This window comes from Desulfovibrio oxyclinae DSM 11498, from assembly GCF_000375485.1.
GTDB classification, from domain to species: domain Bacteria; phylum Desulfobacterota; class Desulfovibrionia; order Desulfovibrionales; family Desulfovibrionaceae; genus Pseudodesulfovibrio; species Pseudodesulfovibrio oxyclinae.
The window spans coordinates 120,516-147,063 of the sequence record NZ_AQXE01000006.1 but is presented as its reverse complement, the minus strand read 5'-3'; the positions used below and the strand labels follow the sequence as shown (position 1 = coordinate 147,063).

Annotated in this window: 30 protein-coding genes; 14 read left to right on the top strand and 16 right to left on the bottom strand. The window is 60.2% G+C overall.

Annotation, left to right across the window (positions count from 1 at the left end; all coding sequences use genetic code 11):
• Positions 1–7: 7 nt before the first annotated feature.
• From cooS to B149_RS0108095, 9 genes are all read right to left on the bottom strand, one after another.
• Positions 8–1,885: an anaerobic carbon-monoxide dehydrogenase catalytic subunit gene (gene cooS / locus B149_RS0108135; RefSeq protein ID WP_018124692.1), complete on the bottom strand. Its 1,878-nt coding sequence runs from the start codon at positions 1,883–1,885 to the stop codon at positions 8–10.
• 154 nt (positions 1,886–2,039) lie between these two features.
• Complete coding sequence (locus tag B149_RS0108130; RefSeq protein ID WP_018124691.1) at positions 2,040–2,690, bottom strand: Crp/Fnr family transcriptional regulator; 651 nt, start codon at positions 2,688–2,690, stop codon at positions 2,040–2,042.
• A 91-nt stretch (positions 2,691–2,781) separates the two neighbouring features.
• On the bottom strand, positions 2,782–3,081 hold the full coding sequence (locus B149_RS16770) for an SHOCT domain-containing protein (protein WP_018124690.1): 300 nt from the start codon (positions 3,079–3,081) through the stop codon (positions 2,782–2,784).
• Positions 3,082–3,182: 101 nt separating this feature from the next.
• The gene (locus tag B149_RS0108120; protein ID WP_018124689.1) at positions 3,183–3,662 is read right to left on the bottom strand and encodes a metallophosphoesterase family protein; all 480 of its coding nucleotides are present in this window, start codon (positions 3,660–3,662) and stop codon (positions 3,183–3,185) included.
• Positions 3,663–3,664: 2 nt separating this feature from the next.
• The gene (locus B149_RS0108115) at positions 3,665–4,468 is read right to left on the bottom strand and encodes an MlaA family lipoprotein (RefSeq protein WP_018124688.1); all 804 of its coding nucleotides are present in this window, start codon (positions 4,466–4,468) and stop codon (positions 3,665–3,667) included.
• A 2-nt stretch (positions 4,469–4,470) separates the two neighbouring features.
• The gene (locus B149_RS0108110) at positions 4,471–5,100 is read right to left on the bottom strand and encodes an MlaC/ttg2D family ABC transporter substrate-binding protein (protein WP_018124687.1); all 630 of its coding nucleotides are present in this window, start codon (positions 5,098–5,100) and stop codon (positions 4,471–4,473) included.
• Positions 5,101–5,102: 2 nt separating this feature from the next.
• Positions 5,103–5,546: an outer membrane lipid asymmetry maintenance protein MlaD gene (gene mlaD / locus B149_RS0108105; RefSeq protein ID WP_026167523.1), complete on the bottom strand. Its 444-nt coding sequence runs from the start codon at positions 5,544–5,546 to the stop codon at positions 5,103–5,105.
• A 27-nt stretch (positions 5,547–5,573) separates the two neighbouring features.
• A complete protein-coding gene (locus B149_RS16765) occupies positions 5,574–6,395 on the bottom strand; it encodes an ABC transporter ATP-binding protein (protein ID WP_018124685.1) in 822 nt (273 codons plus the stop codon).
• 13 nt (positions 6,396–6,408) lie between these two features.
• Positions 6,409–7,215, bottom strand: a complete 807-nt coding sequence (locus tag B149_RS0108095; RefSeq protein WP_018124684.1) for an MlaE family ABC transporter permease — start codon at positions 7,213–7,215, stop codon at positions 6,409–6,411.
• Between the two features lie 246 nt (positions 7,216–7,461).
• Here B149_RS0108095 and B149_RS0108090 point away from each other — a divergent pair, with 246 nt between their 5' ends.
• On the top strand, positions 7,462–8,214 hold the full coding sequence (locus B149_RS0108090; RefSeq protein ID WP_018124683.1) for a substrate-binding periplasmic protein: 753 nt from the start codon (positions 7,462–7,464) through the stop codon (positions 8,212–8,214).
• Positions 8,215–8,238: 24 nt separating this feature from the next.
• Here B149_RS0108090 and B149_RS0108085 read toward each other — a convergent pair whose 3' ends face one another.
• Complete coding sequence (locus tag B149_RS0108085) at positions 8,239–8,871, bottom strand: HD domain-containing protein (protein ID WP_018124682.1); 633 nt, start codon at positions 8,869–8,871, stop codon at positions 8,239–8,241.
• Between the two features lie 91 nt (positions 8,872–8,962).
• On the opposite strand from B149_RS0108085, the gene B149_RS0108080 reads away from it, so the two are divergent.
• From B149_RS0108080 to smpB, 8 genes are all read left to right on the top strand, one after another.
• The gene (locus tag B149_RS0108080; RefSeq protein WP_211208183.1) at positions 8,963–9,349 is read left to right on the top strand and encodes a YraN family protein; all 387 of its coding nucleotides are present in this window, start codon (positions 8,963–8,965) and stop codon (positions 9,347–9,349) included.
• A gap of 78 nt (positions 9,350–9,427) precedes the next feature.
• Entirely contained in the window at positions 9,428–10,273 is an 846-nt protein-coding gene (rsmI, locus tag B149_RS0108070) for a 16S rRNA (cytidine(1402)-2'-O)-methyltransferase (protein ID WP_018124680.1), read from the top strand.
• Positions 10,270–11,268, top strand: a complete 999-nt coding sequence (gene bioB, locus B149_RS0108065; RefSeq protein ID WP_018124679.1) for a biotin synthase BioB — start codon at positions 10,270–10,272, stop codon at positions 11,266–11,268. Before rsmI ends, bioB begins: the two co-directional genes overlap by 4 nt.
• Positions 11,261–11,803 carry a biotin transporter BioY gene (locus tag B149_RS0108060; protein WP_018124678.1) on the top strand — a complete coding sequence of 181 codons (543 nt, stop codon included), beginning with the start codon at positions 11,261–11,263 and terminating at the stop codon, positions 11,801–11,803. The genes bioB and B149_RS0108060 overlap by 8 nt, the downstream gene beginning before the upstream one ends.
• A gap of 55 nt (positions 11,804–11,858) precedes the next feature.
• A complete protein-coding gene (locus B149_RS0108055; protein ID WP_018124677.1) occupies positions 11,859–12,635 on the top strand; it encodes a PTS system mannose/fructose/sorbose family transporter subunit IID in 777 nt (258 codons plus the stop codon).
• Positions 12,636–12,683: 48 nt separating this feature from the next.
• A complete protein-coding gene (locus B149_RS0108050) occupies positions 12,684–12,989 on the top strand; it encodes an HPr family phosphocarrier protein (protein ID WP_018124676.1) in 306 nt (101 codons plus the stop codon).
• Positions 12,990–12,997: 8 nt separating this feature from the next.
• The gene (gene ptsP / locus B149_RS0108045; RefSeq protein WP_018124675.1) at positions 12,998–14,782 is read left to right on the top strand and encodes a phosphoenolpyruvate--protein phosphotransferase; all 1,785 of its coding nucleotides are present in this window, start codon (positions 12,998–13,000) and stop codon (positions 14,780–14,782) included.
• An 8-nt stretch (positions 14,783–14,790) separates the two neighbouring features.
• Positions 14,791–15,267: an SsrA-binding protein SmpB gene (gene smpB / locus B149_RS0108040; protein WP_018124674.1), complete on the top strand. Its 477-nt coding sequence runs from the start codon at positions 14,791–14,793 to the stop codon at positions 15,265–15,267.
• A gap of 500 nt (positions 15,268–15,767) precedes the next feature.
• Here smpB and B149_RS0108035 read toward each other — a convergent pair whose 3' ends face one another.
• The 6 genes from B149_RS0108035 to hflK all read right to left on the bottom strand — a co-directional run bounded on the left by B149_RS0108035 (position 15,768) and on the right by hflK (position 22,003).
• A complete protein-coding gene (locus B149_RS0108035) occupies positions 15,768–16,730 on the bottom strand; it encodes a hypothetical protein (RefSeq protein WP_018124673.1) in 963 nt (320 codons plus the stop codon).
• Complete coding sequence (gene panB, locus B149_RS0108030) at positions 16,731–17,612, bottom strand: 3-methyl-2-oxobutanoate hydroxymethyltransferase (RefSeq protein ID WP_018124672.1); 882 nt, start codon at positions 17,610–17,612, stop codon at positions 16,731–16,733.
• 22 nt (positions 17,613–17,634) lie between these two features.
• Complete coding sequence (locus B149_RS0108025; protein WP_018124671.1) at positions 17,635–18,909, bottom strand: diguanylate cyclase; 1,275 nt, start codon at positions 18,907–18,909, stop codon at positions 17,635–17,637.
• A gap of 115 nt (positions 18,910–19,024) precedes the next feature.
• Entirely contained in the window at positions 19,025–19,747 is a 723-nt protein-coding gene (locus tag B149_RS0108020; protein ID WP_018124670.1) for a LexA family transcriptional regulator, read from the bottom strand.
• 303 nt (positions 19,748–20,050) lie between these two features.
• The gene (gene hflC, locus B149_RS0108015) at positions 20,051–20,902 is read right to left on the bottom strand and encodes a protease modulator HflC (RefSeq protein WP_018124669.1); all 852 of its coding nucleotides are present in this window, start codon (positions 20,900–20,902) and stop codon (positions 20,051–20,053) included.
• A gap of 15 nt (positions 20,903–20,917) precedes the next feature.
• Complete coding sequence (gene hflK / locus B149_RS0108010; RefSeq protein ID WP_018124668.1) at positions 20,918–22,003, bottom strand: FtsH protease activity modulator HflK; 1,086 nt, start codon at positions 22,001–22,003, stop codon at positions 20,918–20,920.
• A 77-nt stretch (positions 22,004–22,080) separates the two neighbouring features.
• Between hflK and B149_RS0108005 the strand changes: the two genes are divergently transcribed.
• The 5 genes from B149_RS0108005 to B149_RS0107985 all read left to right on the top strand — a co-directional run bounded on the left by B149_RS0108005 (position 22,081) and on the right by B149_RS0107985 (position 26,286).
• Positions 22,081–23,448: a phosphomannomutase/phosphoglucomutase gene (locus B149_RS0108005; RefSeq protein ID WP_018124667.1), complete on the top strand. Its 1,368-nt coding sequence runs from the start codon at positions 22,081–22,083 to the stop codon at positions 23,446–23,448.
• A gap of 10 nt (positions 23,449–23,458) precedes the next feature.
• Positions 23,459–23,935, top strand: coding sequence for a YkgJ family cysteine cluster protein (locus tag B149_RS0108000; RefSeq protein ID WP_018124666.1), 477 nt, complete (start codon positions 23,459–23,461; stop codon positions 23,933–23,935).
• Positions 23,932–25,020, top strand: a complete 1,089-nt coding sequence (locus B149_RS0107995; protein ID WP_018124665.1) for an efflux RND transporter periplasmic adaptor subunit — start codon at positions 23,932–23,934, stop codon at positions 25,018–25,020. Before B149_RS0108000 ends, B149_RS0107995 begins: the two co-directional genes overlap by 4 nt.
• Positions 25,021–25,701: an ABC transporter ATP-binding protein gene (locus B149_RS0107990; RefSeq protein WP_018124664.1), complete on the top strand. Its 681-nt coding sequence runs from the start codon at positions 25,021–25,023 to the stop codon at positions 25,699–25,701.
• Positions 25,702–25,884: 183 nt separating this feature from the next.
• Entirely contained in the window at positions 25,885–26,286 is a 402-nt protein-coding gene (locus B149_RS0107985; protein WP_018124663.1) for a hypothetical protein, read from the top strand.
• Positions 26,287–26,548: the final 262 nt, after the last annotated feature.

Genomic DNA, 26,548 nt, shown 5'->3' with positions numbered 1-26,548 from the left:
TAGAGTCCTATTCGCTCAGGCCAAGGGCCTTGCGCTTGCTTTTGATGCGTTCGTCGAACAGTTCCGCGGTTTTGACCGGGTCCGGTTCGATGACGAACGAGGCACCCACCAGATCTTCAAGCCCCGAGGTGGCGATATTGGTCACGGTCTCGGAGCCGAGGATGTTCGGCGGATGGCCGAGGTGGGTGTAGATGCCGCTGGCCACGGCGTACAGGCCGATGGCGGCGGCCTTTTCCGAATACCATTCGGGCGAGGACGCGCCCACGGGCAGGTCGCTGATGTCCACGCCTATCTCGTTGGCGAGCGCGGCGCACAGTTGCAGGATGCGGGAGTTGTCCACGCAGGAGCCGTAATGCAGAACCGGCGGGATGCCGAGCGAGCCGCAGACCTTCTTGAGGCCGGGGCCGGCCATCTCGATGGCTTCGGGCACCAGCAGTCCGGCCTTGCCTGCCGCGGTGGTCACGCAGCCGGTTGCCAGCACGAGGATATCTTTCTTGATGAGTTCCTTGGCGAGCCCCACGTTCATGGAGTCCTGCTGGAACTTGGGGTTGTTGCAGCCCACGATGCCGACGGCGCCGCGAATGTCGCCCGCCTTGATGGCGTCCACCAGCGGGGTCAGGCTGCCGCCGAGGGCGCCGATGACGGCCTCGTTGGAGAAGCCGGTCATGAGCTTCACGGGCTCGCACGGGATGTCCACGCGGGAGGCATCGCGTTCGGCGTAGGCCTTGATGGCCAGCCGCACGATGTCGCGCGCCTGTTCCATGGCGTTGTGCGGGTGGATATCGTAATGGATGGCGCCGGTGAAGCGGGCCTTTTGAGCGGTGTCGATGAAGCGGGTGTGGTAGCAGCCTGCGATCTGCACGAGGCTCGGCATGATGCACTGGTAGTCCACCACCACGGCTTCCACAGCGCCGGTGAGCAGGGCCAGCTCGGTCATGAGGTGGTTGCCCGCCATGGGAATGCCCTGGCGCATGAGCAGCTCGTTGCCGGTGCAGCAGAGCCCCGCCACGTTGATGCCCTTGGCGCCGAGCGCCTCGGCTTCCTTGATGAGTTCGGGCTCGCGTGCGGCGGCAAGAACCATCTCGGAGACCACCGGGTTGTGGCCATGCACCAGCAGGTTGACCTTGTCTTCCTTGATGACGCCGAGGTTGGCCTCGGACATGGAAGGCGTGGGCGTTCCGAAGATCACGTCGGAAAGCTCCGTGCCGATCATGGAACCGGCCCAGCCGTCGGAGAGCGAGGTGCGGGCCGCGTGCACCATGGTGTTGGGCGCGTCGTTGTCGCAGCCCATGTGCGTGCGGTGCATCATCTCGGCGATTTCACGGTCTACGCCGCGCGGGGTCATGCCGATCCTGTCCCATATCTGGCGGCGTTTTTCAGGCACACGGCTCAGGAACGCCACCTGCTTCTTGCGGCTGCCGAAGTCGCCGAAGAACACTTCGACCGCGTCGCGGGCAACGTCCATGATTTCGCGGCCTTCGGTCTCCACACCGACTTCCGCGGCAATGGCGCGCAGTTTGTTTTCATCCGAAATGGAATAATCCTTGGTGTCGCCTTCCACGATGGCTTCGAGCACTTCAATGAGGTCGCGGCCGTGGTCGGAATGCCCGGCCGAGCCGCCCGCGATGAAGCGTCCGAAATTGCGTGCGACAATGACGTCGGCGTCCGCGCCGCAGACGCCGCGCGGTGCCTTGGGAGTGATCTTGCACGGCCCCATGGTACAGATTCGGCAACTGACGCCGAGTTCGCAGAATTTACAGTGGGGCGTCTGCTGCTGGAGCCGTTCGTGAACCGTTTCGATTCCTTCGGCCCGGGCCTTTTTCATCATGGCCTGCGCATCTTTCCAGATGGACAGTTCTTCTACCGGACGAGGTTCCTTTGCCATACCTCTTACCTCCCGATGGGTTGGGCGTTATGTCATCTACGGCGCGAGGCTGAGAGCCTCGGAGTTTACTGTAGACAATTCCGGCACAAGTTTTTGTCGGATATCCGACATTGCAGGTATAAAATCCGAAAAAGTTCTTCCGCGGGCCGGCGCGTCATGCTTCGACTCTGGCGCGGAGACCTTCCGGATCCGGCAGCAACCATTTCGAGCGGCCAATTTTTTCAATGAGTCCGTCGCGGACGAGGTTGTTGATAAGCGTGGAAACGGTTTGGCGCGTAGCGCCGAGGAGTTGGGAGAGTTGTTCGACAGTGAGCCCGGTTTCGATCTCGATGGCTCCGTCGTTGCGCGCGGTGCCGTCCTCGGCCTCCTTGAGCAGAAAGTCCACGAGACGGGTGTTGATGTCGCGAAATACGAGGCCGTCGATGACCGAGAACGAGTTTTTCAGGATGTGGCCGAGCACGCGGACCATGGTGCGGTTGAACAGCGGGATCTGCGCCATGCAGTTTTTCACGGAGTTCACGTCGGTGGTCAGCAGTACGGTGTCTTCCAGCGCCTGCACGTAACAGTCGGCGTGGGTTGAGTAGAGGTCGCCGGGATTGAGGATGCCGAGGGTGAATTCCTTGTCCTCGTAGCCAAGGTAGATGCGAACCCGCCCCGATGAGATGATGAAGACCAGATCCTCCTCCTCGTCGGGACGAAAGACGATACTGCCTTTGCGGACCCGCCGCTCCCGGAAGTTCTGGCGCAGGTCTTCGAGTTCGGGACGTTGCAGTTCGTCGAGAAGGTTGATGCCGGAAAACTTCATGCTGTTGACTCCATCGTGACAGGGTCGGGAAACGTACCACGCCCCCACAAAACTGTCCACGCACCTGCCCATTCGCACGGTCCGGACCGGATCATTCCTCCAGCTTGCTCTTAATCTGCTCGAATTCCTCGTGGTCGATTTCGCCTCTGGCGTATCGTTCCTTGAGGATATCCAGCGAGGTCTTTTCCTTCCTGTCCCGGCCAGCGGATCCGCGCATGGTCATCCAGATGATCAAGCCAATGGCGGCTACAAGCAGGATCATACCGAAGCCGCCGAAAGGCATGCCGCCCATGTGGCCGGAATAGCCTCCGGGTGTTCCGGGGGTGTGCCCCATGCAACCGGCGGTGAGAATGGCAGCAAAAACTGCGGTGATGAGTGTGCGAAGTGTCATGAATCCTCCTTTCGCGTGAGCATAGCACTTTGAAAAGCGTGCAACAATGCTCGCGAACCATTTCGCGTAAAGATGCGAGGGAGGAAAGGCGTGTCGGAGGCTTACCGGACGCTGACGAATCGGCAGTCCATGCTGCCTTCATCGGCCACGGTAATATGGGCGAGAGAGCCGGATTCTCCGAGGCTGCCGGGATTGCAGAGCCTCAGTCCGTTTCGTACAGACCAGTCGCGGGCGTGAGTGTGCCCGTAGCAGACGAGGTCGCAGTCCGGTGCAAAGGCTTCGGCTACTTTTTCGGGTACCTGCGGACGGGGTCCCCAGCCGTGCGTCATGCCCACGGTGAGGCCGCCGATGTCGATGGTCTGCATGGGCTGGAGCTGGTCCACGAGTGCCGGGTCCCAGTCGCAGTTGCCGCGTACGCAGTGGAATTGCGGATGCTGCAGAAAGTACGACCAGACCGAAGGACTGGTGATGTCGCCGCAATGAAGAAGCGCGTCGGCCGGTTCCAGCCAACGCGCGTACACTTCATCCAGCCAGGCCGGAGGCGCGCCCATATGCGTGTCGGAGATGACGGCTATGAGCATCGCTACTCGGCGACTTGCTTGGCTCGCAGACGCAGGTAGGCGTCCTTGAAGGCCTGATAGGGGTCGATGGCACCCTGCTTGAGAGTGTCGTACTGATCCAGATTGAGCGAAAGATAGTTGACGCGGCCGAATGCAAAGTAGCCAATGGCCTGCCAGAAGTTCAGCACGTAGGTATCCACGGAGACGAAGTAGTCTCCGGCAAAGCCTGCGGTGTCGCGAACGGTGCTGGGACCCATGATCGGCCACACGAGGTAGGGGCCGTTGCCGATGCCCCAGTGGCCGAGGGTCTGGCCGAAGTCTTCTTTCCCGTCAGCAATTTCCGGGCGAGCTTTCTTGTGCGCAGAGGCCGGATCGCCCAGACCACCGACACCGAAGACGGTATTGACCATGAACCGGGACATGTTCAGACCGGCACCCTGAAATTTGCCCTGCAAGAGGCAGTTCACGAACCGGACCGGGAACAGCAGATTGTGGAAGAAGTTGCGGAAATTCAGGCGCAGCTTTTCCGGAACCACGTAACCGTAGCCCTTGGCGATGGGCTTGAACAGGCCGTAATAGAGGCTGTCGTTGAACTGGAACCAGAAGCGGTTCCAGCCTTCGAACGGGTCCGAGGCCAAGTCCTTGGCAGCGGGCTGGTCCATGGAGGCGGCGCTGTCGTCCTCTACGAGGTTTCCGGAGTCGTCCCAGATGTCTTCCTTGAAGTTGTACTGGGCCAGCTGCTCCGAAGGGCAGGTGGGCCCGGAAGCGAGAGCCGTGGATGCGGCGAAAAGAACGATGGCGAATGCCAGAATGAATTGCAGGCGCATGGTTAGTTTCCGTTTTCGGCTCGTTGAGCGGCTTCAAGCTCCTTGGCTTTCTGCCGGAGCTTTTCGATCAGGGTCTGCGCGTCGCCGTCATGCAGGATCTCGGCGAACTGGGTGCGGTAGTTCTTCACCAGGCTGATGCCTTCGGCGATGATATCGTAAACCATCCACACGCCATTCATTTTTACCAGCCTGTAGTTTACGGAGATTTTCTTGTCCTTGTCAATCACCTCGGTGATGACCATGGCCTTGTCTCCGCGAACCATTTCCTTGACGTAATTGATCTTCTGTCCGGAGTATCCTTCAAGCTTGGGAAGGTAGTTGAGCTCAAGCACTTTCCGGAAGACCTTGGTCAGCTCGTCGCGGGTGTTATCATCCATTTCCAACCAAGGACGCCCCACGGCCATCATCGCCAGGTATTTGTAATCGAAGTACTTGTCGGAAAGTTTGGAGATGTCCTCAAGCGCAGCCTCGCGCTTGTCGTTGTCCTGCAGGCGGCCGTCCTTCAGCAGTTCGACTATCTCGCCGACACCCTCTTCGACACGCTTTTGCGGCGATTCGGCGGCAAGGGCCGAGGCGCTGAATCCCAGAAAGATAAGAGCCGTCACAATGGTGGAAAAAAGAGTCTTTCGCATATCTATACCTTCCCGAATGCAAATTTGCTTATGAGGTCTTCAAGGTCGATGGCCGGTTCGGTGTCGAACAGGAATTCGCCCGGTTCCATGGCGCTACCGAGGCCCGGTGTGATCTTGATGTATTTGTCGCCGATGAGACCGCTGGTTTTTACCGAGGCGATGGAGTCGTCGGTGACGGTTACATCCTCGTGGATTTTCATGTCCACGTCCGCCACGCCATCCTTCTGATTGAGGGTAATGGATTTGACGTAGCCTATTTTCACGCCGTACATCTGCACGGGAGCGTTGTCCTTCAGGCCGGAAACGTCGGTGAAGCTGGCTTTGAGGGTCCAGTGGTTGTCGCTGAAGATGCCCACGTTGCCGAGTTTCACGCTCATGTAGACCATGGCGAGAAGCCCGACGAAGACAAAAATGCCGACGGCCGTTTCCTTGCTGTATTTCTTCATGTTGCTCATTGTGTCGGAACCTGTCCTTTAGTCCAGCAGCCTGCTGCAGTCGATCTTGAGTTTGGATGGGTCCAGCGCCGGCATGGTCAGGCGTGGGGTGGTGCGTTCTTCAGGCAACCGATCGAGGAACCGTCTGAGGTACTCGTCCTCGCTGGCGTCCAGTTCCTCGACGGAACCTTGGAACAGGCAGCGTCCGTCGCCCAGAAGCACCACGTGGTCCGCAATGGCCCGCATGCTTGCCAGATCGTGACTGACCACGATCATGGTCATGTCGAAATGCGACATCATTTCCAGCAGCAGATGGTCCAGTTCCGCGGAAAGAATCGGGTCCAGCCCGGAAGTGGGCTCGTCGCAGAAAAGAACCTGCGGGTCCATGACCAGCGCCCGCGCAAGTCCCGCGCGTTTGCGCATTCCGCCGGAAAGCTCCGTGGGGTATTTTGCGTCAGTGCCCTCCAGCCCCACGAGCTGGAGCTTGTTGCGCACGATCTCCAGTATCTCCGGGTCCTTCAGCCTCGTGTGCTCGCGAAGGGGCAGGGCGAGGTTGTCGGCAATGGTCAGGGAGCCGAGCAGGGCGCCGTCCTGAAACAGCACCCCCATGCGCTGCTTGAAGCAGCGGGCCGCCTTGCCGGAGAGCGAGTGCACCTCGTGGTCCCCCACGAAGACGCGCCCTTCAATGGGATCGTGCAGTCGCAGGATGTGTTTTATAAGGGTGGACTTGCCGCAGCCGGAGCCGCCGACGACCACCGTCACCTTGCCTGCGGGCATCTGCAGATCAAGATCCGACGCCACGGGGACTCCACCGTAGCCGATGCTCAGATTCTGGGTGCGTATTCCCGGTGCTTTCGTCATATCGCCTTCCCTCCTACCACAGTATCGAAGTGAGAATGTAGTCGGAGGCAAGCGTCACGACACAGGCCTTGACCACCGCCGAAGTGGTGGACTGGCTGACGCCTTCGGGCCCCACGTGCCCTTTGCGGGTGTGGGTGAAATATCCTTCGAAACAGCAGATGGTGCAGACGATGCAGGCGAAGACGAGAGACTTGATGAGTCCGCCTTCAATGTCGCTCCAGCTGAGAGACTCCTGCACGCGCGACCAGTAGACGCCTTCATTGGCCCCGAGCAGCTTGACGCCGGTGAGCCAGCCGCCGGAGATGGCGATGAGATTGAAGAAGGTGGTCAGGATGGGGAAACTGATGATGCACGCCGCCATCTTGGGCGCCACGAGGTAGCGCATGGGGTTGATGTCCATGATGGTCAGCGCATCGATCTGTTCGGAGATGCGCATGACGCCGATCTCGGCGGTCATGGCGGAGCCTGCGCGTCCGGCGAGCATGATGGCCGTCAGCACGGGCGCGAGTTCGCGCACCATGGAAAGGCCGACCCCTGCGCCGAGAAAGCCGTCGGCACCAAAGATGGACAGGGCAAAATAGAGCTGCATGCCCATGACCATACCCGCGAAACCGCCGATGAGGGCGATGACGCTGATGGATTGCACGCCGATGAAGTAGATTTGACGGATGATCTTGGCAAACTGCCCCCATCCGGCAAAGACAAGACGCAGGGAATCCAGGAAGAAGATGGCAAGCGCGCCCAATTCTCCCACAAACCCCAGGAACGCCGCGCCGAGCGTGGCGAACGGGGCGGAAATTCCCCTCACAGCTTGTGACATTGCTTTCCCCGATGACGGAACCTTGGACGCCGCCAGTCCCCAACAGCGCGCCCGGCCGGAATCCGTCTGCTTGGCTTAGCGACTATTACAGAATTCATTCACGCTTCGCAAGCTCGGTATTGAAAATGTGACCAATGCCGCCGGACGTATTGAAAAAACATGTCCAACCACTGCCAAATAGCCTAAGCTGGAAAAAATCGGAGTCTGCAATCCGCTGCAAAAGCCCCTGTGCCAAGGAGGTGGAGCATGAAAAAGTGGTTTGCTGCGGCAGTGATCCTGCTCTGTTTTGCGACGTCGTCCGGTGCCGCGGAAAGGGAGCGTCTGCTCTTTCTGACACAGGATTTCCCGCCGTTCACCTATGCAGTGGACGGGGTGCCGTCAGGGCCGGGGGTGGAGATCGTGAAGACAGTCTGCACCGAGCAGGGGGTGGATTGCGATGTTCGTATTCTGCCTTGGCCCCGGGCGCAGATGCTCTTACGGCGCGGTCAAGCCGACGCGCTGTTCTTCATAGGCAAAACCTACGAGCGTACTCGCTGGATGCGTTTTTCCAGTGCCGTCGTGCGGACCGAGTATGGGTTCTTTCAGCGAAAGGACAGCCCGCTGGCCATGCAGGAGTCGGGACCGCAGGCTCTTAAAGGCAAGGTCGTGGGCGTCTATGGCCCTTCCAACACCTCCAATACGCTGGACCTTCTCTGCCGCGAACTGGACGGGGATTTCTTCATAGACATGACCCCGGACGACGAGGAAGCATTCAAGAAACTTGCGTGGGGCCGGATCGACGCCGTCTTCTCCAATCGGGATGTAGGTGTGGCCCTCATGGGCAAGCTGCATCTGGGCAATCTGGAGTACGTCGCGAAGTACGAGGACGTTGACTACTACATCGGCTATACCCGCAGCCCCGAAAGGGCTGTCACCGTCGATCGGTTCGACAGGGCGCTCGGAGCCATGATCGAGAGCGGACGTGTGGAAGCCATTCTTAAACGCTTTTTCCTGCAGTAACCCGCGCCGGGCCATCGGCAACGCCTACTTCTTGCCGTTCTTGCGAATCCACCACTCGGGGTCGGGGCCGAGGAACCACCAGTCCTTGTGGTCGGTGCGGGCGATGGTCTCGGCCAGCTCCTGCCCCCACTTGGTGCGCACGCGCTGTACCGCAAGCTCCAGCCACTGGGTGGCGTAGCGGTTGCCCATGTCCGCCTCTTCCTTGAGGTTCAGGATGAAGTCAAGCTGGTCCGCGTCCTGCGCAAGCTGGGCCTCAAGCGTCTGAACCGCCTCAAGCTCCTCCCACATGGGGAGCAACTCGTCGGCGAGGCCGGTCCCGGCCGTGGCATGTTCCAGCGCCATGGTGCGAGTGGAGCTGTTGTAGATGCGGTTGACGTAGTTGAAGTCACCGGTTCTGGCCTCGTGCAGGTCGTGGAAGAGGCACAAAAGGGTGGTGCGGGCTTCGTCGGCATCTGCCATTCGCGCCAGCACGTAGCCGATGACCGCAGTGCGAAACGAATGTTCCGCCACGTTCTCCGAGCCGGAGCCAAGGAACTGGTAGCCGGTTCTGGGCGTTTTGCGAAGCATGCCGCATTCAAAGAGAAAATCCGCTATCCGCGTCACGCGGTCGCGAACCGGCGCCGCGCCGCCCTGTGCGTTGGTGTCGTCGTGTTTCATGCGGACTGCATACGCCTCGCGCCCTGCAAGTTCAAGGAAATGTGAATTGGCGGCCCATGGACCGCCGCGCGACGGTGTGCTACTTGGCACCATGCGCGCAATTCTGAAGAGCATAATGCCCGGCGCGGGCGGCATGGGCGAGGATGCGGCGGCCCGTCATCTGGAGTCCGAGGGGGTTCGGGTGCTGGAACGCAACTGGCGTCACGGGCGGCTGGAGCTTGATCTGGTCTGCCGCGACGGGGACACTCTCGTGTTCGTGGAGGTCAAGACGCGCGGGCGCGGCTCGCGCGGCTGCGCCTCGCAGGCCCTGAGCCGTGAGAAGTGTTCCCGGCTTGTCAGAGCTGCCTCGCATTATCTTTCCGCCAGCGACCAGTGGGAGGTGCCGTGTCGTTTCGATCTGGCCGCGGTCTCCGAAGGGGCCGATGGTCTTGAAATCACGCTGTACCGCGACGTTATCGACGCCGCTGATTACGCCTGAAAACCGGGAAAATTGCCGCTTCCGTCCTGCGGCTCCCGGTGGTAGAAGAACCCCCGATCCCACAGGACGGTACCAGCCATGAACGAATCGAACGAATTTCCTTCCCCCGGCCTGTACGTGGTGGCCACGCCGCTGGGCAACGACGGGGACCTCTCGCCGAGGGCGGCAGCGGTTCTTTCCGCCGCCTCCCTGATACTGGCGGAGGACACCCGACGCACCGGACTGCTGCTTCAGCGCTGCGGCGTGGAGCGGTCCGGCGACATGACCAGTTTTCACGAACACAACGAGGCGACCAAGACCGCCATGGTGCTTGCCCGCATCGAGGCGGGCGAGGCCGTGGCCCTTGTCTCCGATGCCGGGACGCCGCTCATGTCCGACCCCGGATTCCGGCTGGTGCGCGGCTGTCGCGACGCCGGGCTGCCCGTGCGGCCCGTGCCCGGCCCCAGCGCACCCGTGACTGCGCTCTCCGCCTGCGGGCTGCCGCCCATCCCCTACGCCTTTCTCGGCTTTCCGCCGCGCAAGGAAGGACAGGCGACTAAATTTTTTCAGGCATATCGCGACACGGGCGCCACGCTGGTGTTCTTCGAGCGCAAGACCCGGCTGGAGGCATCCCTTTCCGCAGCCTTCAAGGCGTTGGGCGACCGTCCGTACTGCATCGCCCGTGAGCTGACCAAGGATTACGAGGAGTACCTGTACGGCACCCTCGCTTCCCCGGATGCGGCGCATTTCGAGATTCGGGGCGAGGCGACGGTGGTCATCGGCCCACCCGAAGAGGGAGCCGTGAGCGAAGCCGATGAGGCCGACCGCGTGCTGGCGCAGGAGGCCGAGGCCGGGGGCAAGCCCAAGGAGGTCGCCCGACGTGCCGCGGCGCGGCTGAGCGGCTGGACCGCCAAACAGCTTTATGCAAGGATGCGTACGCAATGACTTTCGAGCGCTTGGCGAAACGCGCCGTGGAGGGCAGGGCGCTGGCCGATACGGATATCGAAGCCGTGGCCCTGTGCCCGGACGAGCGCATCACGGAGTTGATGCAGGCCGCGCAATCCGTGCGGTACCACTTCTTCGGCAACCGGATGCATGTCTGCGCCATCGTCAACGCCCGCAGCGGACGGTGTCCCGAGAACTGTTCGTTTTGCGCCCAGTCCGCGCATCATGACACCGGCTGTGACGAATACCCCTTGCTGGATCCCGGTGAAGTGGGCCGCGCGGCTCAGGAAGCCAGACGCGGCGGTGCGAGCCGCTTCGGGGTGGTCATCAGCGGCACGGGGCTGCGCGAGGGGGAGCTGGATGAATTTTCCCGTTGCCTGAGGGCGGCGGCCGAGGCAGGGGTCACGCCTGACGCGTCCCCGGGCATAGTGAGCCGGGACGTGCTTCGTGAGCTGAAACGTGCGGGAATGGCCGGATACCATCATAATCTGGAGACGTCGGCCTCGTATTTCCCCAGCATCTGCTCCACGCATGACTACGAAGAGGACGTGCAGGCCGTCCGGGATGCGTTGGAGGAAGGGCTTTTCGTGTGCTCCGGTGGTATTTTCGGACTAGGGGAAAGCTGGGAGCACCGCGCCGAGCTGGCGTTGACGCTTGCGGAACTGGGGGTGCCCTCGGTTCCCGTGAATTTTCTGACGCCGGTGCCCGGCACCCCGCTGGAGGGGCGTTCCGTGATGACGCCTTCGGAAGCGCTGAGGACGCTGGCATTGCTGCGGTTTCTGCTTCCGGACAGGCAGCTGCGGCTTTGCGGCGGACGTCCCGCAGTGTTCAGTCCGGAGAGTGCGGCCAAGCCTTTCGGGGCGGGCATTACCGGAGTGATGACCGGAGATTATCTGACAACACCGGGCGAAGGTCCGGAAGAGGACCTTAAACGCATCCGCGCGGCCGGGCTGGATCCCGTCGGTGCGGAACAACCGGAGATCCGCAATGGCTGAAGGCATCCAACGTTTGAGTCTCATCGTATGGACGGCGATCATGGCATCGGCCATCGCCGTTGGCGCATACCTCATCGTCCCCATCGGGCCGGTGCCAATCTCCATGCAGCCGCTGTTCGTGTTTCTGGCGGGCATGATCCTCGGTCCCCGGTACGGCATGGCTGCCGTGGGGCTTTACATTCTGGCGGGCATCGCCGGGATGCCGGTCTTCAGCGGCGGCGGCGCGGGGATCGGCTACGCGTTGGGGCCGACGGGCGGGTATCTGGTCGGATTCCTGTTGTCACCGCTTTTTACAGGACGGGTACGGGATGAACAAGGTGGCTTCGGTTGGATTTCCGGCTTGTTCTGGGGGCTTTGCGCCATGCTGGTCATTTACGGCATCGGCTCGGTGTGGCTGAAGATGTCCCTTGATCTCACCTGGGGCAAGACGCTCACCGTGGGGGTCATTCCCTTTGCTCCGTGGGACGAGCTCAAGGTGGTGGCGGCGATTTTGATTTCGCGCTATCTTCAGAGAATCAGCCTGCTTCCCGGCTGATCCGGCAAGTATTTTGGAGGGAACGGCCATCGGACTCGGCAGCACGGATAGCCTCATGCGGGAGGGCAAGGCACAGGCCTTCATGCGTACGTTCGTGCGTTGCTGGCTGGGCGGTGCCTGCTTCAACACCCGCGGCATGCAGAATATAGGCATGACCTATGCGATGATGCCCGGCCTGCGCGCCATCCATCCGGATTCCGCCGCGTACCGCAGGGCCCTTCGCCGCTATGTGCGACATCATCAGTCGCATCCGTTCTGGCTTCCCTGTCTGGCCGGCATCTATCTGCATCTGGAACAGAACATCCATGATGGGCGGTTCCCGGAAAAGATGTTCTACAAAGTGCGCGATACCACAAGCTATACGCTCTCGGCACTGGGCGACTCGGTTTTCGCCGGGAGTCTGCTCGTGTTCTGGGCGCTGGCGACCACGGCCATGCTTCTGGCTGGGCTGCACGTCGCGCCTTTCGTACTCGGGCTGGTTCTCTTCGCCGGCTTGCAGGGGTTCCGTGCCTTGACGTTTTTGGCGGGACTGCGCAACGGCCTGCAGTTTCTGGAGCGGCTCAGACGTTGGGATCTCATCAACTGGGGCGCGAGGCTGAAATACGCCAACGCCGCGCTTCTGGTTGTAATATGGGCACAGATATGGCCGCAGCCCATGGTTTGGTGGCAATGGGTGCTCGGGGTTTCCGCGCTGACTCTGTTCGGTCGATTCGTCAACACCGGGCTTGTTTCCCGGGTGTTTGCGGCAGCGGCCTTTCTGCTGATGACCGAACTGTTGCCGGAAATAGGCTTGACGGCGCAACGCATCATGTCCGTGATGCCCGGAATGTGATACAAGATAAGTCGAACGGCTTTCAAAGCCGATCAAGGACAGATATATATGGTCAAGAATGAATCCGAACCCGGCGGCAACGGGGATACGCAGACGCGGGAGGTCGTGGTCAGCAGCCCCAACGGGCTCCATGCAAGGCCCGCGGGCAAGCTGGCTCAGGCCGCCCAGAAGTTCAGTGCGTCGGTGAGCATCGCTTCCGGCGAGCAGGTGGTTGACGCCAAGAGTATTCTCGACATACTCACACTTGCCGTCGGAGAAGGAACCACTCTGGAACTCAGGGCCAGCGGCGATGACGCGCCGCAGGCGCTGGACAGGCTGGAGCGGCTCTTCGAGAACCGCTTCCGCGAGGAGTAGATGGGAAAGTGAACGGCAAGACTATCAGCGGTATCTCCGTGGCGACCGGCATTGCCATCGGCAAGGCCGTGTTCGTCAACCGCAGCCACAAGGCGCACCTGCCGCGTAACACCGTGCCCGCCTCCAGCATCGAAGGTGAGGTGGAACGGTTGCATGCGGCCTTCGAGACCGTGCGTCAGGAAATGCAGGCCGTTCGTGAAAAGGTTCCCGCAGAACTTCAGGACTACGCCCTGCTCATCGATACGCATCTCATGATGCTGGGCGACCCCAAGCTTTCCAACACCGCGGCGGAATACATCCGCACCCTCGGCCTCAACGCCGAATGGGCACTGGAAAAGTCCGTGGCCGATCAGGAAGCGGCCTTCGGCGCCGTGGAAGACCCCTACATCCGCGAGCGGATGCAGGACGTGCATGTGGTGGCCGACCGCGTTCAGTCGCGACTCATCGGCAAGGGCGCGGACAACGCTGCTGTACAGGGGCGCGTCATCATCCTCGCGCACGACCTTTCTCCGGCGGATATCGCCGAACTGGAAGTGAACAGGATCATGGCCTTTGCCACGGTGCAGGGCGGCAAGACCTCGCACACGGGCATCATGGCCCGCACGCTGGGCATCCCCGCGCTGGTGGGCGTGAATCGGCTTGAAGAGGTGATCAGCGACGGTGATCTGATCGTGGTGGACGGTCTTCAGGGCCGAATCGTGGTCAATCCCAGCGAAGAAGAGCTGACCGACTACAACGAGCGGGCCGCGCAGTTCGAGGAATACACGAGGCAGACGCGTCTTCAGTGCCAGCTTCCGGCCGAGACCTTCGACGGGTTCAAGGTGGACGTGCACGCCAACATCGAGCTGGTGGAGGAAGTCGCGGCAGTGCTGGACAGCGGCGGCGAAGGCATCGGCCTGTACCGTACGGAGTACGCCTACATCAGCCGGTCCGACCTGCCGAGCGAGGAGGAGCTGTACCAGAAGTACGCGGACCTGGCCTCAATCATGAAGCCGCGCAAGGTCATCTTCCGCAGTCTCGACCTCGGATCCGACAAGTTCATGAGCAGTTTCGGGATGCTGGACGAAGCCAACCCGGCCATGGGGCTGCGGGCCATCCGCTTCTGCCTCAAGCATCCGAGAATTTTCAAGACGCAGCTGCGGGCGATCCTGCGCGCCTCGGCGCACGGCAATGTGGCGCTGATGTTTCCGATGATCTCGGGCATCAAGGAAGTGCGTCAGGCCAAGGCATGGCTGGCGCAGGCCAAGGCGGAACTCCGGCGCGAAGGCGTGGAGTACGATCCGGACATGCCCGTGGGAATTATGATCGAGCTGCCTTCTGCCGTGATGATCGCGGACCTGTTGGCTCAGGAAGTGGATTTCTTCAGCATCGGCACCAACGACCTCATTCAGTACAGCATCGGCGTGGACCGTACCAACAGCCATGTTTCGTACCTGTACCAGCCGCTGCACCCGGCCACGCTGCGCGCCATCAAGCTGGTGGTGGACGCTGCCCACGAGGCGGGCATTGCGGTGAGCCTTTGCGGCGAGGTCGCCTCCGATCCCTACTGCGTGCCGCTGCTCATGGGCATGGGCATCGACTCCATTTCCTTGACGCCGCAAGCCATACCGGGCATCAAGCGCGTCATCCGTCAGACCCGGATGCGCGAGTGCCGGGAACTGCTGCGCAAGGTGCTGGAATGCCGCACCGTCGGGCGCATCAACTCGCTGGTCATGGAGACCATTTTCAAACAGTATCCGGAAGAATTGACCTTTTTCGCATCGCTTCTGGAAAACGACGAACTTCCGCATTAGAGACATATATGGGAAAGAAAAAGAAGAAACCCGCTGCAAACGTCATCGGGCAGAACAAGCAGGCCCGGCGCCTGTACGAATTCATGGATACCTTCGAGGCCGGCATCGCCCTGCAGGGCAGTGAAGTGAAGTCTCTGCGCGAGGGACGAGTGAGCTTCAAGGACGGATACGTGCGCTTTCGCGACGGGGAAGCGTGGCTCGTGGGCGTGCACATCGCTCCGTACGAGAACACCTCCCTTTTTGACCGCCCCGACCCCGAGCGTCCGCGCAGGCTGCTTTTGCACAAGCGTGAAATCGACATGCTCCAGTCCCGGGCGGATCAGAAAGGTCTTACCGTGATTCCCGTGAAGATGTATTTTTCGCGGGGCAAGGTGAAGTTGCAGATCGCCCTCGGCAAGGGCAAGAACGTGCATTCCAAGAAGGAAGACCTGAAGCAGCGCGACATTGCACGGGATACCGCCCGTCAACTCGCCGCGTATAAATAGCGACAGGTTCGATTTTTCAATACGGCTTTTGGACCCAGGATGCAGGGGCCGCCCTTTCGGGCGGCCCCTTTCCTGTAGGTCTAAGGGGGGGAGGGATGAATATGGCCGATGGTTCGGTCGGCCTTTATTGCGTGACAGTCCGGAGGTTCGCAGAGCGAATCGTCGCCTGAGGGGGCAGAGCGACGATTAGGAGTGAGGGGGCACTTGCGTTGACGCTCTTCCGGCTCTGTCTTGCCGCTATGGTTCAGGGGAGGTGCCTTTCTCCTGGTCCCGGGCCCATCCGGCATGGGCCCGGTCCGAGAGGAGGTGTGCCAGTATTGCTGTCACATAAAGGATAGAGGCAATGCTTTTCTGCTTCTCACCCTGATCTGTAGTGAGACTTAAGCATGTGCCGTGCCAAAGTGTAAGCACCTGAAATGTATGAATGTGGTGAAGAGTGTGCAATGCAGTTTGTGCAATGTTCGGCAATTTGTGCGTTGCACAAGTTGCACAAGTGCGCATTATCCGAATACGGCGTACAGGACGGCCACGAAGGCGATGCTGGTGGCGCGAAGGGTCTGGTTGACCACGATGAGCCGGGCGGCCATGCGGGGACGGAATATCCCGGCATAGTAGGGAAACTGGTGCCGGAAGGCGCGCATGGGCGAGGACAGGACATTGCCCGTGAGCAGGGCGAGGACCACGGTGTGGGTAGTAAGGGAAGCGTCCTGAAGCAGGGCGCTGGCCGCGGCGAGTCCCACGGTGAATTCTCCTGCCACATGGAAGGCCACGATGCCGACCGCCTCCGTGGGCAGCCATGACAGGAATCCCACATTGTCCGACATGAACTGCTGGAGCGAGGCAAAGATGCCGTAATGCCGCAGCAGGAAGAACAGAATGTAGATGGGTACGGTGAAATAGAGAATTTTGGGCAGCCGCTTGCGGAACCGCTTGAGTGTTTTCTGCAGGGGGTTGCCGCGATTGTCCGGGGCTTCGTCTAGCCTGCACGGTACGCATCCTTCGGGGACAGGGGGTAGCAGGAAGCGGCCCATCAGCACGATGGTGCCGGTGCGCAGCACGGCGGCACTGGCGGTGATGCCCACGTAAACCACGGCCGCGGAACCGATGAAGGGCGCGGCGATGAAGAAAATCGTGGGCAGGTGCAGAAAATACGTGGGCAGGCTGTTGAACAGGTTGGAAAGCAACAGTTCCCGATCGGAGATGGTCTGCTTTTCGTGAGCCTCGGCAAGCATGGTGTTGGCGGTCACGCCGGAGAAGAAGGCCAGCGAGAAGCTGGCTGCGGACACGTCCTTGAGCCGGGCGCGGCGGGCCAGCGGTTCGGCGAACCGTGCCACATGCCGCGTCCAGTTCAGGGACTCGATGAGATTGCCGATGAACAGGCCGACGCTGATGAAGAACACCAGCCGCATAAGCGGCCAGAAAAGCCCGTTCCACAGAACCGGCCACGAGAGCAGTGAATCCATTTAGCGTTTCGGCCTTTTGATTTTCCTGAGCTTGGCCGCTTCGTCGTCATCCATGTGCAGGGTGTGTTTTTCCGTGGGGAAATGGCAGTGCCGCACATCGTCGCAGTAGCGCTTGAGGGTCTCGGCGCAGAGTTCGCCCAGTTCGCCGTAACGGCGCACGAACTTGGGAGTGAAGCGGTCGAACATGCCCAGCACGTCATGATAGACGAGGATCTGGCCGTCGGTCACGGCTCCGGCGCCGATGCCGATGGTCGGCACGCTGAGGGCTTCGGTGATGAGCTGTGCGGCTTCTTCGGGGACGGCTTCCAGCACGATGGCGAAGACCCCCGCCTCTTCAAGGGCCAGTGCGTCGTCCAGCATGGACTTGACCGCTTCGGCGGTTTTGCCCTGCGCCTTGAATCCGCCAAAACGCGCCACGTGCTGGGGAGTGAGGCCGATGTGGCCGAGGACCGGAATGCCCGCATCCACGATGGCCTTGACCTGCGGAGCCACGCCCACGCCACCTTCGAGCTTGACGGCCTTGGCGCGTCCTTCGGAAAGAAAGCGTCCGGCGTTGGCAAGAGCCTGCTCTGTGCTCAGATTGTAGGAAAGAAACGGCATGTCGCCCACGAGCAGGGCCCGCTTCACGCCGCGGCTGGCTGCGCGGGTGTGGTGCAGCATCTCGTCCATGGTGACGGAGAGCGTATCCTCGTGCCCGAGCATGACCATGGCGAGCGAGTCGCCCACGAGAACCAGGTCGGCACCGCTTTGGTCCGCAATGGTGCCGGAGCAGTAATCATAGGCGGTAATGCAGGCTATGGGGCTTTCGCCCTTGCGCGCACGGATGTCGGGAGCGGTCACCGGACGTTCCTGCCCGGTCTTGGGAGCGGTTTGGGTGCTCATCCTTGTCTCCTTGACGTGTCGGTCAGTCTTTCAGTTCGCAGACGCCGGAAACCACGCGGTTCCGGCCCTGTTCCTTGGCGCGGTAGAGATTTTCATCGGCCGCACTGAGTGTTTGATGCAAAGAGCCGGAAATGTCCAGACAAAGTCCGGTGCTGATGGTCACGGATATATTTCCGCCTGAAGCATGTGCCGGCGACTGCTCCAAGGTGCGGCGGAACCCGTCAAACAGCAGGACGGGGTCGCGCTCCGGGGCGTGGCGCAAAAGCACTGCAAACTCCTCGCCGCCGAAACGGGCCGTCAGGGCTTCGCCTTCGGGGAACGCGGTATCCAGCAGGGTGGCCACGTTGGAGATTACCGCGTCACCGGTATCGTGCCCATAAGTATCGTTTACCTTTTTGAAATGGTCAATGTCGAGCATGGCGAGACAAAGACGCTCTCCGGCCTGCTGCGCCCGGTGAATGAACGCTTGCGCGCTTTCAAAGAAGCAGCGTCTGTTCGCCAGCTTGGTGAGGGGATCCCGGTAGGACAGTTCGCGGATGGTTTCGATCTGCTGAAGCATGTCCAGTGAGTGCTGCACGCGGCAATAGAATTCTTCAGCGATGAAAGGTTTCTTGAGAAAATCGTTAGCGCCGAGTTTGATGAAACGTGCGGAGAGCATTTCATCCCTTTCAGAGGAAAGACCGATGATCGCCAGTCGGTCTTTCGGGAAATTTTCCCGGATGCGTCTGGTCAGCTCGAATCCGTCCATGGATGGCATGTTGAAGTCCGTGAGCACCAGTTTGATGTCAGGGACTTCATCCATGATTCGCAGGGCGGCCTTGCCGTCGGCAGCGGTGAGAACCTCGTAACGGTGGGCCTGAAGCAGCTTGCGAATCTTGGTGAGGGCGGTCGGAGAATCATCCACCACGAGGACGCGGGTGTCGGGATTGCTGCGGATGCGGCGAATGGTGTCGAGCACCGTATCGATGGCTTTGGGGTTTTCCTTGAGAACGTAGTCCGCTACGCCAAGTGCTGCAATGCGGTGGCGTGATTCGTTTGAAAAGGTGGCGGTAAAGACAAGGGCCGGGAGCCCTTTTTCCGTCACGTAGCGGGCCATGTCGCCTTCATCCGCATCGGGCAGCGACAGGCCGTGAAGAACAGCGAGATAGTCGTCGCTTCGGGCTTCGATAAGCGAAATGGCCTCGGCCATGCTTGTGGCCCAGTCCACGCTCAGGTCGAGCTCTTCCTCAATCCTGTCGCGAACCATCTGTCCGAAAAAACGGCTGTCTTCAACAAGCAAGATAGTGTGTCTGTCCATGGCTGAATCTCCGGGATGCACGGATATGAATCTTAGCACCCTGGCGCAAAAAGGAAAACCGCCGCTTCCGTGAATCGGATGCGGCGGTCGAAAACTTCGGTTGTAGGCGAAGGTCCTAGGCGCTGGCCAGGTCCTGAAGAACCCAGACAACGCGTCCCACAGTGCGTTCATCCATTTCGTCAGCGGGAATGGTCAGGTCGCTGTACTGCTCGTTGACAGCCTTGAGCACGAACTGTCCGTCCTGAAGGAATACGCGACGGATCAAAAGCCCCTGATGCGGGAAGTGCACGGCGCAGAGGTCGCCGTCGGGATGCTGAGTCTGCTCGCGGTCGATGCCTACGAAGGCGCCGCGCTGGATCACCGGCTCCATGCTTGCACTGTCCACTTTGCAGACCTGCAGCTTGGGGCGGAAGTATGTTTCGGGGATGGCCAGCTCTTCCTGCGGCTGCGGAGCCCAGGTGGAGGCGGACTTGTCGAGTCCGGCCATAGTGGAAACGGGTACTACGCGAGCACGTGCGTTGTTGCGACCATACGGGGCCGGGGATTCGCGCAGGACAACGTCCGCGGATATCTTGGCCTTGTTCGGGTTCAGGTACACCGGCTCGACTCCGTCCGAAAGCCAGTCCGGTGCAAGGCCGTGGCTGCGATACAGCTTTAAGAACCACTCGGCAGGGATGGAGCAGCGGCGTTTGGCGTCGGAAATGCTTGACTGGCGAACATCAAGCACTTCCGCCAACTGGACCTGAGTGCGGGCGCCGGTGGCCTTCTTGATGCGTTCAAGCGACTCGTCGAACCATTTTTGTTGCCCCTCGTCACAACGTTTCTTCAACTTCGGCATATGACGTCTCTCCGGTTTTGATCATGAATATACCATAACAGGTACATTCGAGGGTTATAAATGTAACCCCAGTTCTGTCCTCAGGTGAAGTAGTAAAATGAAGAAGCGAGTTCGGGACAGGGACTTAAACCGGGAGCTTTTCCCGGTGTTTTGTCTGGGGGATTCCCCTAGAAGGTTTGGGGGGATTATCAATTTTTGTCAATAGGAAATTTTGCTATTTAAAGCCGAACCCGGTGAAAATCACCGGGTTATCGGCATTTGAAACAAAATGTCCAATGAATTCTTTTCGAATGAAAAGACCTTCTATTGGAAGAACTTGAGGAAGGGTGATTCGGGAGTCATGATGAACTTGGATCCGCCCTTGAGGGAATTGCGGTATGCTGTAAGGCTTCTCTGGAAATCATAGAATTCCGGAGATTGGCCCATGGAGTCGGCGTAGATCTTGGTTGCCTTGGCGTCGCCCTGACCGCGAACTTCCTCGGCGGTGCGTTTCGCTTCCGCCAGCAGGATGGTGCGTTCCTTGTCGGCCTTGGCCTTGATCTTGTCTGCGGCCTCGCGTCCTTCGGAGCGGTACTGCTTGGCCTGACGCTCACGTTCCGCCTTCATGCGGCCGTAGATGGCGCGCTGGTTCTCGGTGGGCAGGTCCGTGCGCTTGATGCGAACGTCCACAACCTCGATGCCGTAGGGATCAAGCAGTTCCTTACTCTTGGCGGTGACCTTTTCCATGATCTCCGGACGCTTGAGGGAGACGATCTCGATGAGCTTGTAGCGACCGAGTTCGACGCGCAGCTGCGAGCGGATGATGTCGTCAAGGCGCGCCTGTGCGGCCGGGACGTTCTGGACGGTGCGGTAGAACTGAAGCGGATTGACAATCCTCCACTTGGAGTAGGAGTTGATGTCCATGTACTTCTTGTCTTCGGTGGTGAATTCCTCGGGCTTGGCGTCATAGTCGAGAATCCGGGAATCCACGTACACGACGTTCTGCACGAACGGCAGCTTGAAGTGCAGTCCGGGGCCGAGCGAGTCGTCGGAGACCGGCTTACCGAGCTGGAGAACGATGGCACGCTGAGTCTGGTCCACCGTGAACAGGCTCTGGGTAAGGACGGCTACGCCGATGAATATGACTGCCAGTAACAGGATGGCTTTCTTCTGCATGAAACTGAGCCTCGCTTACTGGGTTTTGTTCGTTGTTTTTCCGCCACCGGGCTTCACCCGTTCAAGCGGCAGATACGGCAGGGACTGCTTCAGCGCCTCGTTGGAAAGGATGACCTTGTCCGCGTCGGGCTGGGCCAGCACTTCTTCCATGGTCTCAAGGTAGAGACGGGTGCGGGTAACGTCCTTTGCCTTGCGGTATTCGCGAAGCACGGAGAGGAAGCGGGATGCGTCACCTTCGGACCGGCGGACCTTGGCTTCGCGGTATGCTTCCGCAGCGTTGATGATGCGAGCTGCCTGACCTCGTGCCTTGGGCAGGATATCGTTGCGGTAGGCCTCGGCTTCGTTGATGAAGCGGCTCTTGTCCTCGCGGGCACTGGCAACGTCCTTGAACGCGTCCACGACGGCGTCCGGCGGATGCACGTTCTGCATCTGCACGTTTTCTACGCGGATACCGGTGCTGTAGAGGTCGAGGATTTCCTGCATCAGCTGGCGCGTGGCCACCTGGATTTCCTGCTTGCCCGTTGTCAGGGCGCGGTCGATGTTGCTCTTGCCGATGACTTCGCGCATGGCGGCCTGCGCCGCGTTCTTGATCGTGCCTTCCTGATCGAACACATTGAACAGATAGTTCCTTGCGTTCTTGATTTGGTATTGGACGATGAACTGCACACTGACGATGTTCTCATCGCCCGTGAGCATCAGCGATTCGTCCGTGACCTTTCTGGTCTGGCCCTGCTGAAAGGGTACCGAACGGCTGCGATTGATCGAACGGAAACCGAATTCCATGCGGCGGACGCGTTCCACGTTCAGCGTGACGGCGCTTTCCACCGGGTATGGAATATGGTAATGCGGTCCGGGCGACGTCATGGTCTGGTATTCACCAAAACGTTTCACCACGCCCACTTCGCCGGGTTCGACGATGTATACGCCCGAGATGAGCCAGAGTATGACCACCGCAAGCAACACAAGCTTCCAACCGGGAAAGCGTATGCGCTTGAACTTCTCGAACTGCTGGTTGAAATCTTCAAATCCGGGAGGTGTGGATGAACCACCGCCTCTGCGCCCCTGTTGCTGCTTTTGCAGTTTATCCCAGTCCCAATTCATAATAGCCCCTGTTTAGGCACAAAGCCGCGCCGGGTCAAGATATACCGAAAAAAACCGCCGTTTCTGGAGAGCGATCAATGAAAAAAATAACCAATGAGATATTTCGAGCATACGACATTCGGGGAGTGGTGGACAAGGACTTCGACGAGGAATGGGTGGAGCGTCTCGGCAGGGCTTGCGGCGCCTATTTTCTGTCGCGCGGCCTGAACCGTGCCGTGGTGGGGCATGATTGCCGCCACAGCTCGCCCGCTTATCAGAGAGCGCTTTCCGAAGGGCTGGCCTCCACGGGCGTTGACGTCATCCAGCTTGACCTAGTGGCCACGCCGGTCTTCTATTTTGCGGTAAAGCACCTCGGTCTCGAAGCCGGGGTCATGATTACCGCCAGCCACAACCCGCCGGAATACAACGGGTTCAAAGTGTGGGCCGGGGAAACCACCATCCACTCCGAAGAGGTCCAGAAGATATACCACGCCATGCGGGACGGGGACTTCCCGCAGGGCGACGGCATCATCAACCGCCATGACATCCTGCCCGCGTATCGCGAGGACCTTCTTTCGCGGGCGACACTGGAACGGCCGCTCAAGATCGTCGTGGACGGCGGCAATGGCACCAGCGGTGACTTCACTGCCGACATCCTTGAGGCCGCCGGAGCCGAAGTGGTGCGCCTGTACTGCGAGCCTGACGGCGATTTCCCGAATCATCATCCCGATCCGGTGATCGAACAATACGTGGAAGATCTGAAGGCCCGCGTCGTGGAGGAGGGCGCCGATTTCGGCGTCGGGCTGGATGGCGACGGCGACCGCATCGGCGCGGTGGACGAGACCGGCCAGCTGCTCTACGGCGACCAGCTTCTTGCCATTTACGCCCGGGACCTGCTTGCGCAGTCGCCCGGAGAAACCGTTGTGGCTGACGTGAAATGTAGCCATTTGCTTTTCAGCGATGTGGAGGCCCACGGTGGCAAATCCGTCATGTGCATCACCGGCCATTCCATCGTGAAGGCGCGCATGAAGGAACTGGGCGCGGCGCTCGGTGGCGAGATGAGCGGCCATATGTTCTTTTCCAAGGGATATTACGGATTCGACGACGCCACCTACGGTGCCTTGCTGCTGGCTTCCATCATGAGCCGGACGCAAAAGCCGCTTTCCGGGATGCTGGCTGACTGGCCCGAGACGCACAATACCCCTGAAATCCGTGTGGACTGTCCCGAGTCCGCCAAATTCGAGGTGGTGCGCCGGGCGCAGGAATTTTTCCGCAAGGACCACGAGGTGATCGACATGGACGGCGCGCGTGTGGAGTTCGGCGACGGATGGGGGCTTGTTCGGGCCTCCAACACGCAGGGCGCGTTGGTGATGCGGTTTGAAGCCGAAAGCGCCCAGCGTCTTGCAGCGATCCGCGAGACCATGGAAAAACCCATTCGCCAGTGGGTGGATGAGCTGAGCGACTGACGCCGTGTACATGCTGTCCTGGTGCGGCTTCTACAGAAAGCTGCGTGCCGCCATACTCCGCCGCGGGGTGCACGTGGAGGGCTCATGTTGCGCCTGCGGCCGCTGCTGCCGAAAGATCGTACTTATGGATCACGGCCGCTGGCTGCATCGCGAGCGCGATTTTGAACGGCTCAAGCGCGAGGAATCGCATTACGAGCGCTTTCGCATTACCGGTCGCACGGACGACGGGATGCTCACGTTCACCTGCGATCTGCTTGGCGAGGACAATCTGTGCTCCGTGCATGACACGAGGCCGGATTTGTGCAAGACCTATCCTGCAAAGCTGTTATACTATCGCGGCGGCATCCTGCTGGATGACTGCGGCTACCGCTACGTGGAGTGGACATTCCGCGACGCATGGGACAGCCTTCTGGGCAGGAAGCGAATCTTCGACAACGTGCTGCGGCGGGAACTGGACAAACAGGACGAGAACGGAACCGACTCATGAAGAAATACCTCATCGCTGGGATTGCGCTGCTGCTGGCCGTCGGCGGCGGCATCTACTGGGCCACCTCCTCCGGCGGGGACCGGATCAAGATCATCAGCACCGATACCGTCACCCGGGGCGACGTGCGCAAGACGCTCGAAGCAACCGGCATCATCAAGGCGCAGGTAGGCGCCATGGTCAAAGTGGGAGCCCGCTCCACCGGCGAACTCGTGGAAGTGCGCGTCAAGGTTGGCGACGAGGTTGAAAAGGATGAACTGCTGGCAGTGGTGGACGACCGCGAACTGGAATCCCAGTTGCGGGAGGCACAAGCCCGCTACAAGCTCGCCAGAGCCAGGTATGACTACGCCCGCAAGAACCTTCCGCGTCGCGAACGGCTCGTGAAAAAGAACCTCGAACCACAGGACACGCTCGATCAGGCCCTGCAGGACATGAAGGTTTCCAAGTACGAAATGGAAGCGGCGCAGGCCAAGCTTGAAACCCTGCGTATTCAGCAGTCCTACACCCGCATCAAGAGCCCCATAGACGGCGTCGTGAGTCAGGTTGCCGCGCAGGAAGGGGAGACCATCGTCTCCGGCCTCAACGTGTCCAACCTCGTGACCGTTCTTGCCCCGGAAAAGCTGGAGATGTGGATCTACGTGGACGAAACCGACGTGGGACGCGTAGTCAAGGACCTGCCGGTGGAATTCTCCGTGGACGCCTATCCCGACAGGGTCTTCATTGGCAGTATCGACCGCGTCTACCCCGAGCCGGAAATTCGCGATAACATCGTCTACTATCGCGCGCTGGTGAAGGTGGAACCGCAGGAGGCACGCCTGCTTCGGCCTGAAATGACCACCCAGTGCCGCATCATCGTCGAAACCGTCGAGAACGTGCTTACCATCCCGAATACGGCCCTCAAATGGGTCGGCGGCAAGCAGCGCGTTTTCCGCGTGATTCCCGGACAGGAGCAACCGGAGGAAATGCAGCCAGACCTCGGCCTTCAGGGACTGGAACGCAGCGAAGTGCTCTCCGGCCTCGAAGAAGGAGATGAAGTGGCCACGCAGCTCGTGCTGCCGAAGAGCCCGGAAGACGAAGAGGGCATGTAGATGCAGCCCGCCATCAGTCTTCGCAACATAGTGCGCACCTTCTCGCAGGGCGGTGACAGCGCAGGCCCCGGCATCGAGGTGCTCAAGGACATTTCCATAGACATCGGCCGGGGCGAGTTTGCCGCCCTTCAGGGAACCTCCGGCTCCGGCAAGTCCACGCTGCTGCACATCATCGGCTTGCTGGACCGCCCAACCTCCGGCACCTATGAGCTTATGGGTCGCGACACCTCGGGGCTGGATGACGACGAGCAGTCCGATCTGCGCAATCGTACCCTCGGCTTCATATTTCAGAGCTTCTACCTGATACCCTATGCAACTGCGCTGGAAAACGTGACCCTGCCGGGACTCTACTCCGGCAGGCCGCAAACCGAGTTGCACGAACGGGCCGAATACCTGCTGGAACGCGTTGGACTCGCCGATCGCATGAGCTTTCGCCCCAATCGGCTCTCGGGCGGTCAGCAACAGCGCGTCGCCATGGCCCGAGCCCTGCTCAACGAACCCGATGTTATCCTCGCCGACGAACCCACCGGGCAGCTCGACTCCGGAACCAGCGCCGAAATCATGAACCTCTTTCACGACGTGCACGAAAGCGGCAAGACCATCGTCCTCGTCACCCACGACGAAGAAGTCGCCAAAACCGCACAGCGAATCATTCATCTCACCGACGGACGCATGGACTGACACGCCTGGCCGTTGCCCCTTGTCTCTCAATCTGTGGCACGCCCCATCAAGCCACGCAGCTATCGACTTTATTTATCCCTCTGTCTTGTGTCGGATAGATGGACGTGCTAACTGCAGGGCAAAAGCGTTTTATGGGGGAAGTTTTCTCTGTCATGGATCTTTTAAAAGAGGAGGAGGGTGCTGATGTACCGGATCGAACAGAGCGTATCGTGGGCCGGAGGAGCTATTCTGGCGTGTACCGCATCGCTGCTTGCCGTAACATGGTTTCTCCATTCGTCGCCATGGCTGCTGTGGGTAGGAATCCTTTTGCCGATAGCACTGTACCTGCGTTACGCCACCAACCAGTACCTTGAAATCAATCCGGCCGACAAAACCATCACCAGACCCAGACTCCTCTTTTTCAGGGAAACCGTCCCCGATGAAACCATGACTACCAAAACCGAAATCGTCACCGAAGACGGACACAATGCCTATCTCGTTCACGTCGAAGGAAGCTTCGGAAAAATCACCGCCAAGCTGCCCGGATACGAGAGCTACGTCACCATGCTCTACTCGAAAATGGCAGGCGACCTCGGCCTCGCATAAGGCGGCGCCATCAACCTCGCACGGAAAAGCCCCGTCCAAGGACGGGGCTTTTCTTATGCCTCCGGCGGACCCTTTCAGGCAGACCAAAGGGGCGGGCCCCCTTTGGAATCCCTGGGTTGTCAGCGGGGTTGCAGCTGCCGGGTTCATGCGGCCGCACAATGCGCGTCCAAGCTGCAACCCCGCTGACGGGCATTTATATTCTGTGCGTCTTGGTTGACGAACTCCGTTAACAGTGTTCAGCTAAGCAACTTTCTCAGTTCAA